The organism is Vibrio cyclitrophicus (assembly GCA_023206055.1).
Taxonomy (GTDB): domain Bacteria; phylum Pseudomonadota; class Gammaproteobacteria; order Enterobacterales; family Vibrionaceae; genus Vibrio; species Vibrio cyclitrophicus_A.
The window spans coordinates 1,640,320-1,654,350 of the sequence record CP065366.1 but is presented as its reverse complement, the minus strand read 5'-3'; the positions used below and the strand labels follow the sequence as shown (position 1 = coordinate 1,654,350).

Sequence of the window (14,031 nt, the reverse complement as noted above, 5' to 3'; positions counted from 1 at the left end):
TTCATGGATGTACACACCTTAGCTATATATACCTCTTTATTAACAGCCACGGTTGCGAGTGCTATGTTGTTAACTCATAAATATATACTCGCTGGAACCACGTTAGGGGTTAATTATATTGCTTATGCTGCTTTGCTGTTAGGAGCCAGTGTTACACCACTTTCACTCGGTTTTACTCAATCTTCAGAATCGATAGTTTTTCTTTCCAATAGTGCATACGCAACGGCTTTTGGGTTGTTGCTCGTTGGAATAAGCGTGTTACGAGGAGCAAGTCGATCTTTTCTCGTAATATCATTCATCATTAGCTTCCTTGGCATTAGCTTCTTTCTTTATAGCGCCCTAGTTGCGCCTTCTGTTACTTCTAGGATCGAAGCTCGAAGTATTCTCGTTGTGACGATATGTATCTTGGCCCTCTATGCGAACTATTCAGGGGAAGAACACGACAACAGAGAAGCAAAGTGTCTGTTGAATCTGATCCTGTTTATCAACATTCTCTATATGGTAATTAGGGGTGTACTTGCTCATACCAAAGGAACGAACTCGAACTATTACCTGATATCAGATATTCATAAACTGTCTTTCGTTCTCATGACAATCACGATTATTGGCGTCGCATTTTCAGTGTTTTGGATCTTAACTGATCGTTTATTAAAGCAAACCTATCGTTCTTCGATCACTGATGAACAAACAGGCCTTTATAATCGTAGAGGTCTAGCTGAGCTGATACCCAAGCTTGTTCAACAAGGTCGAGAGAGTAGTATCTCTGTACTGATGGTCGACCTAGATCATTTCAAAAAAATTAATGATACTTATGGTCATGACAAAGGGGATGATGTGATTCAGCACTTTGGAAAAACGCTTCTAGATACATGCCGCGCAAGCGATTTCTGTTTTCGCTATGGTGGAGAAGAGTTTGTTGTCATTTTACCTAGAGTTAATAAAGTTCAAGCAATGCAGATAGCTGAAAGAATAAGAAACAACGCAAAACACAACTCCAATGAAAAGCTCTCTTCTGGAAGGTATACCGTTAGCATCGGAGTAACTCAAGCTCTCATAAATGATGACTGGAATTCATTAATTAAACGAGCGGATAACGCACTATATGAAGCAAAATCTCAAGGCCGCGATTGCATCGTTGATCGTTAACCAGAGCAGTAAAACTGTGTAAATATTCTTCCATAGAAAAGCATGTTGGCGTCATCCCTTAAAAGCAACTCTAGAACTTCCCGCCACTTACCCATTCTGCGCAAGCTGGTTATTCTGACGCTATGTATCAACTCGCGTTTGATACGCTAAAGGTCAATGCATCGTTCAGGACTTTTCTATTTTATAGGCTAGGTAAGTCTCGTATTTCGTGGTTTATCTTGATTTATTCTGATGACTCATTGTCAATTATGAACCCGTCGCACAGTTTGTATCAGGCTTAATTGCCGTACGTAATGATCTTCGCTAGTGTGCGGCCAAATTACGTGCGGAATTAAGGTATCTGAGTTGTTTCCTATGCTAAAGCGTCATCGCTTCAAATTGAGTTTATGCTTCGTAAGTTTATCACTGCTATCTGCATGTGGTGGCGGTGATGGCGATTCGGGAGGCGGCACGACTCCCGAACCGAACTACCTAACACAAGATCAACGATACGATCTTCTCTATCGTTCCACATTTGGTCCTGAGCCTGGGTCCTATCAAGAGTTGGCCAATATTGGCTATGAAGCTTGGTTAGATAGGCAGTTTTCTTTGCCCCCGAGTTTGCATTTTACGCGCCTAAAAGAGTATCCGTTGGTTGGTGATGCAGACAGCTACAATCAATCGGATCGTGTGGCCGTATGGTGGGATGTCAGTTTGAATGCTCCGGATCAACTGCGACAGCGTGTCGCCTTTGCGTTAAGTGAAATTTTCGTAATTTCACGCTATGGCGCAAGCCTGAATGGTCGTGCACTAGAAATGGCCAACTACTACGACATGCTTATCACACATGCTTTTGGCAATTATCGAGACCTTATTGAATCAGTGACGCTTCACCCTGCGATGGGGGATTACCTATCAATGATGGCCAATCAAAAGGCTGACCCAGACCGCAATCGCTACCCAGATGAGAACTATGCACGTGAAGTGATGCAATTATTTAGCATCGGCCTTTATGAATTGAACCAAGACGGCAGCGATAAACTGGATACTCAAGGACAACTGATTCCAACTTATTCTCAAGATGATATTGAAAACCTCGCGCGTGTGTTTACTGGCTGGCACATTGCTGAAAAAAACAATCCATCATGGGGCTCTAAAGACGGCAATTGGTTTTTGCCAATGATCGCTTACCCTGATTATCATGACGATGAGCAAAAGGTCGTGATGGATGAGATCTTTGTACAAGGACAAACCGCAGAGCAAGATATGGCGCAAGCGATGGATATGTTGCTTAACCACCCAAATACTGCACCGTTGATCAGTAAACATCTAATTCAAAGGTTGGTGACATCCAACCCGTCCCCAGCTTACGTCGCTCGAGTAAGCGCACTATTCGCTGACAACGGCGAAGGAGTCCGAGGGGATCTTAAAGTGGTTATCCGTGGAATCTTAACAGATGTCGAAGCGCTTAATGGTGGAGATCGCTCTCCGGTTAAGATGAAAGAGCCATTGGTAGCAATGGCTAACTTTTTCCGTGCACTAGAAGCCAAATCAGCCGATCCTACTGGGCGATTCCATAATTCCATTAATACATTTGGGGCATATGGACAATCGCCACTTGGTTCTCCAAGTGTGTTTAACTTTTTCTCTCCTGATTATGCTCCGAATGGCGAGATCTCTGCGGCGAACGATGTTGCGCCTGAGTTTGAAATATTGAGTTGGAATAATTTCATTCTGACCAATAATCAACTTTGGTCAGCCACAGGCAGAACGAATTACGACGGCGAAGAGAACCCCAATCGTATAGTCATTAATACTGCGCCATTGGAAATGCTAGCCAATGATCACCCGGCATTGATCGAAGAGATTGAAAGGCGCCTGCTTTCTCAAAGAATGAGCGAGCCGCTTAAGGCCATCGTACTAGAAGCATTAGAAGACCTTCGCGATACCCAACAGAGTTTAAAGGTTCGCAATGCTCTCTATATTGTTGTGACCAGTCAAGAGTTCCATATTGAGGAGTTAGCCGAATGATTTCACGTCGTCAACTGTTAGCAGCTATGGCCTCAACTCCCATTGTCTCGATGATGGGAACTGGCTCAGCACACGCGTTGCCAAACAATGACTACAAAGCACTGGTTTGTGTGTTTCTGTTTGGCGGCAATGATGGTTTTAACATGGTGGTGCCTTACAATAATGCACACTACGATGAATATACAACTGCTCGTCCAGATATCGCCATCCCACAAGCCTCATTGTTGCCTTTGGCCCTGAATACCGGATCAGATCTGACATTGGGCTTACATCCATCAATGATTGATGCTCAAAACCTGATTAACAATGGCAAAATGGTTCCAATTGCAAATAGCGGAGTCTTGATTGAGCCTTCTACAAAAGAAGGTTTAGAGAGTGGTACCCACTTAATGCCACCTTTTTTATTTTCCCATAATTCACAACAAACGGAGTGGCAACGCGGTTGGTCTGGCAGTACTACTACGCTCGGTTGGGCAGGACGAATGATGGACGTACTTAGCAGTGCTGCAGATGAGATTAGCCCAACTTTCAGTCTTAATGGGTATAGTCAGCTACTCAATAGCAGCATGCATAGTGCTAATCTCATCAATGCATCGTCACTACCTCAAGTAAATGCGATTAACAATACTCAGCGTCGTAAGAGTTTTGACCAGGTGATGAGCTTATCTCCCTTAACAGCATTTGGAAGAGAGTTTGATCGTGTGAAAGGGGATTCGATTTCAATACGAGATACACTGGCAACAGCTATCGATTCGGTACCAGAAGAGGGGCATTTCCCCGATAGCTCTTTGAGTCAGCAACTTCATACGGTAGCACGGTTGATTAAGTCGAGTGATCAGTTAGGCCATCAAAGACAAGTGTATTTTGTTGGCTTCGGTGGGTTTGACACCCACGCTAACCAATTAAGTGACCATGCTGAGTTAATGACAGTTTTAAGCCAATCACTTGCAGCGTTCAATCAGTCAATGGAAACATCAGGGTTGGGTGATAAAGTGACGACGATGACCATGTCTGATTTTGGACGACGATTAGCCAGTAATGGCACAGGTACCGACCATGGTTGGGCAAGCAATCACTTCGTGATGGGTGGTGCACTCAACGGAGGACAATTGTACGGACAATGGCCATCGTTAATCTTAGATGGAGAGAATGATTTCAATAAAGGGCGAATGATTCCGACCACTTCCGTTGAACAAATTGGTGCAACTATTGCGAAATGGATGGGGGTTAGCAATAACAATGCAATGGATTATATTTTTCCAAACTTAGTCAATTTTTCAGTCCAAGATTTAGGGTTCTTAAAGAACGAATAAGTAAGAAGAACCCTACTGCATTCCATTGGATTACTGAATTTGCACTAGCTTCTTATAGTTAAAATGCCTATTGTACAAACCATAAAATTATAATGACTTGCGGCCTTTGCCACAGAGACTCTCCATTTAAAGCGAAAAGACTGACTATGAATTTTGATATCAATGCACTGAAACACCACCAACTGGTCGAAGATGGTCAACTTGAAGGGTGTTACATTCATCAGCCTGTGCAAGGCAGTCAACCTGAGGATAAAGCGGTTTTAGCAGAGCGCCAAGCACTGGAAAGCCAAGGATATAAGGTGGTTCAGGTTAAAGCGAAGGGCGGAACAACAACGTTTGCCGAGGCTATGCAAGAACTTGCGAAGAAGACTGGCCACCAGCCTAAATAACAAGTGACTTGGTAAACCAATATGGTCACTAGGTTCTATATATCGAAAGGCACCCTACCGACTATTGAGTCAGCAGGGTGCTTTTTTATTTACTGCCTTTTAACTGACTGACCAGATTTCCTTACTAACCAGAGTTACTGCGTAAGTTGACTAAACTTCGGCAAACTCTTCACAACCTCTGGTGTACATCCATATAAGTTTGCATATAGATTTCATCGATATTGTCACCACTAGGGAAGCTCGATGAGAAGTCTGCGTGTTTGCGGTCAATCGACAATTTGGCCGCCTCGATAACATGAGCGATGAACATTCGAGGATCTTCCAAACCGATAGAGTATCGCTGTCGCCCTCTCCTTGCTTGCGTCGAGTTCGAGCACTGGAGAAACAAGGGATTATACGTGGCTATCACGCCAGTGTTGACCAAGAGGCGTGTGGCTTACCTGTGAATGTATTTGTGTTGGTGAAGCTTGAAAAGCCGACGGAAGATAACATGCGAGACTTCGAGCAGCATATTGAAGTGATAGATGAAGTATTGGAGTGTTTTTTGATGACAGGTAACCACGACTACCTATTGCACGTGGTCAGTGAATCGCTCAAAAGCTACGAGCAGTTTATCCGCAAGCAACTAACTCGCCTACCCAATATAGCTTCGATTGAATCCAGCTTCGCCTTCGGTCAGGTAAAAACAAAGACCAAGTTGCCCGTGAGGTGAATGGGCGCTGTTACTTCGGTGCTATGAGACCCAAGCGCTGACCTACGCCAACCGTTTTATCTGACTGTCATCTAATTTTTGTACTTTGATATAACAAATAGCCGAAAAGATATTGAGCGATCGTTCAAATATGTTGAAATTTCCACTATAGTTGATTGGTCAAACAACTCGCAACAAGGAAAAGTTATGAATAAAAGTACCGAATCTCAATCAGATCCAACTCGATCTATCCCCCAAGAAGCATTTGATTGGTATGACGAATATGCACACGGTCTGATTGATCGCAGGGAATTTATGGCTCGCCTATCCGGGTTGGCTGTACTTGGTTTAACCATGACAACATTAACTTCTGCATTGATTCCTAATTATGCGCAGGCAGAGCAAGTCTCTTTCAATGATCCTTCCATCAAAGCAACCTACGAGAAGTTTCCTTCGCCTAAAGGACACGGCGAAGGCTATGGTTACTTGGTGGTACCCAAAGAGTTAGAGGGTAATGCACCTGTTGTATTGGTCATTCATGAAAATAGAGGCTTAAATCCATACGTTAAGGATGTGGCAAGACGACTCGCGGCCGCTGGGTTTATTGCGTTTGCACCTGATGCACTCTATTCGCTTGGCGGGTATCCAGGTAATGATGATGAAGGTCGAGCAATGCAAAAGTCATTATCCAAAGAGAAAATCGAAGAAGACTTTATCGCCGCTGCAAACTTTTTGAAATCTCATGAAAAAAGCACCGGTAAGCTAGGCGCAGTCGGTTTTTGCTTTGGTGGCTACATCGTGAATATGTTAGCAGCTGTCATGCCAGAGCAACTGGACGCGGGCGTTCCCTTTTATGGTACTCCTGCCGCCCCTGATTTAAGAAAGAACGTTAAAGGGCCATTACTGATCCAATTCGCTGGAATCGATAAACGTGTGAACGCGACTTGGCCAGACTATGAAGCTGAACTCAAAGCGAACGAAGCAGACTACACAGCTTACATCTATGACGGCGTGAACCATGGCTTCCATAACGATTCAACAGGTCGCTATGCTGAAGAAGAAGCAGAGTTAGCTTGGAAACGTACACTTGAGTTCTTTAATCAAAAGCTTTCTTAACAGGCAGCTTAACCTAACTCGTTTTCTTTAAATTCCGAGTGACTGCCCTATTCCTTACTCAACAAAACCCCAAAGGCCTCGTACATGCGAGGCCTTTTGTTTTCGCTATCTAACTTTGCTTCTAACAAACCTATTGACCCAACTTTATAAATAGATAGTATAGACATCCAGACACCTAAACGTCTTTTGGTTAATTAAATGGAGTTATTATGAACCGCTACAAAAAAATCACCGCATCCCTATTGGCATTAGCATTCGTATTCGGCGTGACAGGATGTGGGAAAAAAGACGAGGCTATCATCAAGATTGGGGCGACAGTTGGCCCACATGCACAAGTTGTACAGGCAGTCGCTAAGGAAGCAGCAAAGCAAGGGATTAACATTGAACTCGTCGAATTCTCAGATTACATCACCCCTAACGCAGCACTGGACGATGGAAGTATCCAACTGAACAGTTACCAGCATCAGCCATTTCTCGATAACTTTAATGCCAATCACGATAGCCAGTTAGTTTCTATCGGACGCTCAATTTTGATGCGTATGGGCATTTACTCGAACAAGTACACTTCGCTTGACTCTATCCCAGATAACGCACGAATCGCGATTCCAAACGACCCAACGAATGGCGGGCGCGGACTGTTACTACTTGAAGATGCTGGGCTGATTTCATTAAAAGACAACGCTGGTTTCAACGCTTCATTAAACGATATTGTTGATAACCCGAAGAACATTCGATTTGTTGAAGTGGATGCCGCTCAGCTACCCCGCTCTCTTGACGATGTAGATGCAGCAGCAATCACCATGAACTATGTCATGTCGGCTGGACTCGATCCTAAGAAACAAGGCATTTACTTAGAGAAAAAAGACGCACCTTTAGCTGTGATGGTTGTGGCAGCGCGAGAAGAAGACAAAAACAATGAAACGTATAAAAAGATCATCTCAATTTACCACTCACAAGAGATCAATGACTTTTTAGACAGCACTTTCAAAGGCACCATAGAAGCTGCAAATTAAGCTAAATAAATCATTTCAGATTTGGCGTTGCCTGCAACTCAGTAAGCAACGCCAGATTTGAGTGACGTGTTCATCGATGACTCATTCCAACCCTCTTTTCTAATTAGAGAGCAAAGCTTAAGTGACTTAAATCGAGGTTGAAAACTGCATCACCTGAGCGGATTATGTGAGTACGAAATTCAATTAAGTCTGGGTTCTTGGCATGAAGAAAGAAGTGATACTGTTTGATATAAACGAAACGGTTTTAAATTTGGAGTCATTACAGCCTAAATTTAAAGCGACATTTGGCAGTGAGGACGCACTATCGCTTTGGTTCTCAAAGCTTTTGCATTCTTCAACGGTTTACATCGCAACAAACGTAAAGTCTACTTTTTCTGAATTAGCCAATGCAGCGCTCGACGCTATTGCACAACGGTACAAGTGTGATTTAACGGCGGAAAGCAAAGGTGCCTTGTTAACTTCTTTTGCCACCCTACCACCGCACACTGATATCAAAGAGTCTTTGCTTAAATTGCGTAACAACGGTTTTAAAACCGTCGCTTTTTCTAACTCATCCCTCGACCTAATCACTTCTCAAATCAAGAATTCGGGCTTAGAAGACTATTTCGACACCGTCATTTCCGTTGAAGAAACAGGCAGTTTCAAACCAAACTCAGACGTGTATAAATTTGCAGCAGACACTTTAAAAGAGCCTGTTGAAAACCTTCGCCTTGTGGCTACTCACGATTGGGACACTCATGGTGCATTGTCTGCTGGCTTACAAGCAGCCTATATAGACCGCACTGGAATTGAATATCATCCCTTGTATTTGAAGCCCGAGATTAGCTGCAGAACGATGGATGGTGTGGTGGAAAAAATCATTCAGCACAATTTGGAAAAGTAACACCTCAAGAGCTTTTCTCCTGGCTCGATACAGACAAAAAGGCCTCGCACACGCGAGGCCTTGTTTTATCTACAAAGCAGCTTATCCATAACTAATTAACCCATTAGCTAATTAATCAATTAACCGCTCTAAATCCACTGAATAATGTTTAATTCATTCGAGTAATGAAGGTTTGCTCGTCATCCACGAAAGCCACGTAGTCGCCGTGGTAGATAAACACTCGGCCACGCCCTTCAACGATACACGCAAGCTGTGGGTTCAAATCTTCTTCGAGATCTTTACTTTGATACGTGCCGGTGTCTGTGACCACACCGCGGAGTGTCGGCAAAAAACCATAGCTGCGCTTGGCTTGGTCGATCAGGCTCAATTCACTGGCGGTCGAGAAGTAAGATGGAATTGGACCAGCATCTTCGATAAACATCGGTTTTAGTTCTTCAAAAGCTGTAATCACCAGCCAGTCGATGCCGTTAACGTGATGGATAAACATTGTTTATAAATACCTAGATTCTCGATAATTCTGATGCGGGGATTCTATCACTATCAAAGATGGAACGTTGTAGAAATTGAATTACCCAATACTGTAATCCTGAGATATTTCGGGCATTCACCCGATCGACTTTAAACACGTTTTTGCTCTCAACCTTGATCGGCTGAGTTTTTACTCGTGATACTTTCTAGATCCAAAGCGCTCTTATCCAAACTCAAAAACGGGCAAGATTTGCGGCAAAGCCGGATTTTCTTTTACCTTGTTGCCTTTAATCGGATGCATAGCTGATCTTCATTACGAGTTGGACGTATAGGTTTTTTAAACACAAAGGAAATACTATGGCCAACGTCTACGTCAGCATCGGAAGCAACATTAACCGCGAACACCACATCTCACAATCTCTCAAAGCATTGAATGACCGCTTTGCACCGCTGCACATTTCTAATTTCTACGATTGCGAGCCTGTCGGTTTCGAAGGGGATAACTTCCTTAACCTAGTCGTTGGGTTTGAATGTGACCTAACTGTCGCAAAGCTGGTTAAGGTTCTACATCAAATCGAATCAGAGAACGATCGCAAGCGCCAAACCAAAGCCTACGCTTCACGCACTATGGACATCGACATCCTTCTTTATGGTAATCAAGTGGGCGTTATCGATGGTATAGAACTACCGAGAGGCGAAATCACCGAGTACGCATTTGTGCTCAGGCCGTTAGTTGATATTGCCGCACAAGAACGCCACCCCACTCTAGATATCTCATATCAACAGCTCTGGGAAAACTTCGACCAGTTGAGCCAGAAAACCGAACCCATCCCGTTCGAGCTTAATTTTATTTAGCCTTCACATTAATGCGGGACGAACGCCTGAACTTTACTGATCTTTTCTTGAAACAAGCACGTAACTGACTTCACTTTCTAAGGAATGGACACTGTTATGAATCACAACGCCATCATCACCATCACAAACCTGAGACTCAGAACCTTCATCGGTTTCAACGAAGAAGAAAAGTCTAAGCAGCAAGACATCGTCATCAATGCAGAGATCCACTACCCCGCTAACAACCTTTGCCTCTCTGATGATGTAGACAACGCGCTCAACTACAAAAACATCTGCAAGAAGATCATTCAACACGTCGAATCTGGAAGGTTTCTGCTTTTAGAAAAATTGACCAGCGATGTACTCGGCATCTGTATCGATCATCCGTGGGTGCGATACGCTCAAGTGAGAATTGACAAGCCTCATGCGCTACGTTTTGCCGACTCTGTTTCGCTCACCCTGAGTTATGAAGCAGACAGCGACAATAATTCTTAAGGAGAGAGTCATGCTGAATACAGAAGCCGAAAAAGTAAGAGAAGCTTTGCTCGCAAAAGGACTTGAAACCCCAATGACAGCGAGCGAAATGAACCCTGACCAAAAATACAACCGCATCAAAGGTCTGTTAACGGAAGTGGTCAGTACGCTTGGGCTGGATTTAACTGATGACAGCCTTGCTGAAACACCTCATCGCATTGCGAAGATGTACGTACATGAGATTTTTTCAGGGCTCGATTACAACAACTTTCCAAAGATCAGCGTTATCGACAACAAAATGTCAGTCGATGAAATGGTCAAGGTATCGGACATCAACTTAACATCGACGTGCGAACATCACTTCATCACCATCGATGGTTTAGCGGAAGTCGCCTACATCCCTGAAAACAAGATTCTTGGGCTGTCTAAAATAAACCGTATTGTTCGATTCTTTGCTCAGCGTCCTCAGGTACAAGAACGCCTTACCCAGCAAATCTTGGTTGCGATACAGACTCTCGTTGAAACAGAAAACGTAGCCGTGACGATTAAAGCAACTCACTATTGTGTTAAATCCAGAGGCGTCATGGATGCAAACTCTGAAACCTCAACAACCGCGCTCGGTGGTATTTTCAAAACTAACCCTCAAACCAGAGCTGAGTTTTTACGATGAGTGAAACGATACTAATAACCGGCGTGGGAAAGCGACTTGGCTTCGCACTGGCGCAACAACTTTTAGCGGATGGATACAACGTGGTTGGCACCTACCGCAGCGACTATCCTCAACTGCAACTGTTGCGCGACAGTGGAGCCGATTTGCAGCAAGTCGACTTTTATCAACAAAGCAGCCTAGACGACTTTCTTCATTATGTTGGTCAAGAATATAAGATACTCAGAGCCGTCATACACAACGCTTCCGACTGGAAACCTGAGAACAAGAAAGATCCTAGTGAAAATGCCTCACACATCATGCACCAGATGATGACGATTCACGCTACTGTGCCTTACCTATTCAACTTAACACTCAAAGATCAACTGATGTCCGGCGATCAAACTTCAGACATCATCCACATCAGTGATTACGTTGCGGAAAAAGGCAGTAAAAAACACATCGCTTATGCAGCCAGTAAAGCGGCGCTCAACAACCTTACGCTGTCGTTCTCAGCAATGCTGGCTCCCAAGGTGAAAGTAAATACCCTCTCTCCAGCCATGATTAAGTTCAATGATCATGACGACGAGGCATACAAAACCAAAGCGCTACAAAAAGCTTTGATCCCCGCAGAAGCGGGCTTTGAGGAAATAATAGATGGCATCAAGTTTGTATTAGCCAGTCACTACATGACAGGAAGAACCTTGCACCTTGATGGCGGCAGACATTTGAAGTGAAGCCCATGTATCGTGGGCTTACTCAGCATAGAAACACAGAAAACTAGCGACTGCTGTTACCAAGAAACCGCTATAAGCTAGAAACTCTTATGACCTAGAAACTGCTATAACCTAGAAACAGCTAAAAGAATGAGGAAGGCGATTTTCATCGTCCCAGCCGGACAACTCAATATTGATCAATGATGTGCGCTTCTCATTACATAGTGAAGCGATATTGATGATAGGCAGCTGGCTGCGAAACTGCGCAGTAAGTATGACCTTTTGACTTTCACTTAGGCTGATTCGGCATTGCGCCAAAATCGCTTCAGTCTCTAACTGGTGTGCGTTCTCGATAATCTGGATATCCGCGTTGCCTTGATAACAATCTATCAGCCAAGACACGGCAGCCACTTCTGAGCTAGTGAGCACGATGACATCTTTTGTTGCCATAAGCTCGTGGAGTTCAAGCTCTTTTAGTTCAGTTTCCATAAAGTACTCTCATTCAGCAGCAAATACATTAAAGGCGGTTGCCTAATTTAGCCTGCGCCAAATGGTAGCCTCTGTCTATCATCTCTTGTGAGCGATCAAACTCTAAGGTGCCACAGGCATTGCGTGGGAGCTCAAGCGTAATATCGGCAGGGTAAGCGGCCAGCTTTTGGCGAGCAATAGTCGATTGCATCGCATCAAACGCTTGGTTGGCAATGTCGTAGGCCGCAAAATTGAAGCTCATTTTGCTTTTTACACTGCTACCGAGATTATCGATAAAATGAACCACCTTCTCATGCAGGTTACTCTCTTTCGTTGGTAGAGAAACCGGTATCACTTCTTGTTGAAGTATTTCAGGTTCACCCCCTAAGTTCACAGCTAGAGTAAAGTCTGTCTTGTCACCAAAGGTAGGCGCAATTGGCACAGGGTTGAGTACCCCGCCATCAATCAACGCTTCGCCATTAATAACATGAGGCGTAAAGAACAATGGCAAGGAGATAGAAGCGCGAATGGCATCAAACAGAGAGCCTGATTGCAGCCAAACCTCCTTTTCATCGGCGACGTTAGCAGCAACCGCGGTATAAGGGATAGGCAGATCCTCAATTGAAATCTCGCCGATCAATCCACGCAGTGTGTCGATGATCTTGTCCCCTTTGAAGATACCACTCGATTGCCATGAAAAGTCCAACATCATCGCCATATCCGATTGGTCAATACTGGTGACCCACTCTTCAAATTCATCCAACTTACCCGCAGCGTAAACACCACCGATAAGTGCACCAATTGAACAACCAGAGATAGATTTTATCTGATAGCCATGCTCAATGAGCCAACGGATGATTCCAACATGAACCAAGCCTCTTGCGCCACCACTACCCAGTACCAATGAGATCGTTTTTTCCATCGTACTCATCCTTTAATTCATTAGCTTTTTAGTTCTTTCAGCAAAATCATATCACTTAGTTTAACCGTAAGCTGTGTAATGCTTTGAAAACTGCACCACCTGCGTGCCTAAATGTGTCGCGGATTGAGATCGGGCAGCTTAAGTTGATTGCTGAAACTCATAGACTTTAGACTACCGCACTAAACTAAAAGTGAGTCATTCCAGCAAGCCTAAGCGCAACTAGGAATCTGGTTTCCGTGAGCGCTTGATACAAAAAAGGTCGCCCACTTGAAAGCGAGCGACCTCTTGTTATTCATTGTGTTTTCGAGCTCATCCAGTAAGTGAGAACAAAGAGTTACAACACGCGTAAGCACTCTTCTGGCGATAAGCTCAAGAGCGTATTGGCGAAGTTTATCTTCTCATCGCGCCATCTCAATGCTGCTTCTCGGCCGTCTTGTGAGTGTCGGTCGGCCTCAAAATAGCTTTTTCTTGGAAGTCCGTCTGCTGGCGTCATCACCATAGACTGTTCATTCAAGCGAAGCGTAAATAAGAACTGACCACGTTGTCCGGTTTGCGCTGCTGGGTGGTGTAATGTGGTATCACAGCAATAGCGCCTATCACGCAGTGCACGGCATGTGTACTCAAAAGCATCTTGAGCACCACGTCCAGGGAACGCGGTATAAACACTGATGCCATCACGTTGCAAAGACTGATCACCCGCCGCGAGTTGCACCGCATGTTGGATCATCCTAAAGCCCAGAACCACGCCACCAATGCTGTTCAATCCACTGTATTGAATAGCGCCTTCTAAGCTCAGATGAAGTTTGTCTTCCCCTTCATAGAGAAAGAGATCAGGCGATGCCCAATCGCTCTTTGGAATAAGCAGTTGAGTAATATCCGAGTGTTCCATGTTGGTCTCCGCAACAATGAGTGTGTTTGAGCCCATAAAATATCGTAATGAGA

15 protein-coding genes and 2 pseudogenes are annotated in these 14,031 nt (G+C 44.2%); 12 read left to right on the top strand and 5 right to left on the bottom strand.

Features of this window, described 5'->3' with window-relative positions:
• The first annotated feature begins 3 nt into the window (after nucleotides 1-3).
• The 4 genes from ITG09_07410 to ITG09_07395 all read left to right on the top strand — a co-directional run bounded on the left by ITG09_07410 (nucleotide 4) and on the right by ITG09_07395 (nucleotide 4,858).
• On the top strand, nucleotides 4-1,146 hold the full coding sequence (locus ITG09_07410) for a GGDEF domain-containing protein (protein UPR53440.1): 1,143 nt from the start codon (nucleotides 4-6) through the stop codon (nucleotides 1,144-1,146).
• A gap of 354 nt (nucleotides 1,147-1,500) precedes the next feature.
• Entirely contained in the window at nucleotides 1,501-3,156 is a 1,656-nt protein-coding gene (locus ITG09_07405; GenBank protein ID UPR53439.1) for a DUF1800 domain-containing protein, read from the top strand.
• Nucleotides 3,153-4,469 carry a DUF1501 domain-containing protein gene (locus tag ITG09_07400; GenBank protein UPR53438.1) on the top strand — a complete coding sequence of 439 codons (1,317 nt, stop codon included), beginning with the start codon at nucleotides 3,153-3,155 and terminating at the stop codon, nucleotides 4,467-4,469. Before ITG09_07405 ends, ITG09_07400 begins: the two co-directional genes overlap by 4 nt.
• A 146-nt stretch (nucleotides 4,470-4,615) precedes the next feature.
• Nucleotides 4,616-4,858 (top strand): hypothetical protein, encoded by a 243-nt coding sequence (locus ITG09_07395; GenBank protein ID UPR53437.1) that lies wholly within the window; start codon nucleotides 4,616-4,618, stop codon nucleotides 4,856-4,858.
• 134 nt (nucleotides 4,859-4,992) lie between these two features.
• Here the strand turns inward: ITG09_07395 and ITG09_07390 are convergent.
• Nucleotides 4,993-5,192, bottom strand: a pseudogene (locus ITG09_07390) (Cys/Met metabolism pyridoxal-phosphate-dependent enzyme).
• On the opposite strand from ITG09_07390, the pseudogene ITG09_07385 reads away from it, so the two are divergent.
• From ITG09_07385 to ITG09_07370, 4 genes and pseudogenes are all read left to right on the top strand, one after another.
• Nucleotides 5,193-5,570: pseudogene (locus tag ITG09_07385) on the top strand (Lrp/AsnC family transcriptional regulator).
• A gap of 186 nt (nucleotides 5,571-5,756) precedes the next feature.
• Nucleotides 5,757-6,665 (top strand): dienelactone hydrolase family protein, encoded by a 909-nt coding sequence (locus ITG09_07380; protein ID UPR53436.1) that lies wholly within the window; start codon nucleotides 5,757-5,759, stop codon nucleotides 6,663-6,665.
• Nucleotides 6,666-6,874: 209 nt separating this feature from the next.
• Nucleotides 6,875-7,678 carry a MetQ/NlpA family ABC transporter substrate-binding protein gene (locus tag ITG09_07375; protein UPR53435.1) on the top strand — a complete coding sequence of 268 codons (804 nt, stop codon included), beginning with the start codon at nucleotides 6,875-6,877 and terminating at the stop codon, nucleotides 7,676-7,678.
• Nucleotides 7,679-7,880: 202 nt separating this feature from the next.
• The gene (locus ITG09_07370) at nucleotides 7,881-8,561 is read left to right on the top strand and encodes a haloacid dehalogenase type II (GenBank protein ID UPR53434.1); all 681 of its coding nucleotides are present in this window, start codon (nucleotides 7,881-7,883) and stop codon (nucleotides 8,559-8,561) included.
• Nucleotides 8,562-8,709: 148 nt separating this feature from the next.
• On the opposite strand, the gene ITG09_07365 is transcribed toward ITG09_07370, so the two are convergent.
• Nucleotides 8,710-9,048: a cytosolic protein gene (locus tag ITG09_07365; GenBank protein UPR53433.1), complete on the bottom strand. Its 339-nt coding sequence runs from the start codon at nucleotides 9,046-9,048 to the stop codon at nucleotides 8,710-8,712.
• 338 nt (nucleotides 9,049-9,386) lie between these two features.
• On the opposite strand from ITG09_07365, the gene folK reads away from it, so the two are divergent.
• The 4 genes from folK to folM all read left to right on the top strand — a co-directional run bounded on the left by folK (nucleotide 9,387) and on the right by folM (nucleotide 11,720).
• Entirely contained in the window at nucleotides 9,387-9,884 is a 498-nt protein-coding gene (folK, locus tag ITG09_07360; protein ID UPR53432.1) for a 2-amino-4-hydroxy-6-hydroxymethyldihydropteridine diphosphokinase, read from the top strand.
• 96 nt (nucleotides 9,885-9,980) lie between these two features.
• Nucleotides 9,981-10,358, top strand: coding sequence for a dihydroneopterin triphosphate 2'-epimerase (gene folX, locus ITG09_07355; protein UPR53431.1), 378 nt, complete (start codon nucleotides 9,981-9,983; stop codon nucleotides 10,356-10,358).
• A gap of 10 nt (nucleotides 10,359-10,368) precedes the next feature.
• Complete coding sequence (folE, locus tag ITG09_07350; GenBank protein UPR53430.1) at nucleotides 10,369-11,007, top strand: GTP cyclohydrolase I FolE; 639 nt, start codon at nucleotides 10,369-10,371, stop codon at nucleotides 11,005-11,007.
• Nucleotides 11,004-11,720: a dihydromonapterin reductase gene (gene folM / locus ITG09_07345; GenBank protein UPR53429.1), complete on the top strand. Its 717-nt coding sequence runs from the start codon at nucleotides 11,004-11,006 to the stop codon at nucleotides 11,718-11,720. Before folE ends, folM begins: the two co-directional genes overlap by 4 nt.
• 111 nt (nucleotides 11,721-11,831) lie before the next feature.
• Here the strand turns inward: folM and ITG09_07340 are convergent, their stop codons facing one another.
• From ITG09_07340 to ITG09_07330, 3 genes are all read right to left on the bottom strand, one after another.
• Nucleotides 11,832-12,188 (bottom strand): hypothetical protein, encoded by a 357-nt coding sequence (locus tag ITG09_07340; protein UPR53428.1) that lies wholly within the window; start codon nucleotides 12,186-12,188, stop codon nucleotides 11,832-11,834.
• A 28-nt stretch (nucleotides 12,189-12,216) separates the two neighbouring features.
• Complete coding sequence (locus ITG09_07335) at nucleotides 12,217-13,089, bottom strand: patatin-like phospholipase family protein (GenBank protein UPR53427.1); 873 nt, start codon at nucleotides 13,087-13,089, stop codon at nucleotides 12,217-12,219.
• A 334-nt stretch (nucleotides 13,090-13,423) separates the two neighbouring features.
• Nucleotides 13,424-13,978 carry a hypothetical protein gene (locus ITG09_07330; GenBank protein ID UPR53426.1) on the bottom strand — a complete coding sequence of 185 codons (555 nt, stop codon included), beginning with the start codon at nucleotides 13,976-13,978 and terminating at the stop codon, nucleotides 13,424-13,426.
• Between the last annotated feature and the right edge of the window lie 53 nt (nucleotides 13,979-14,031).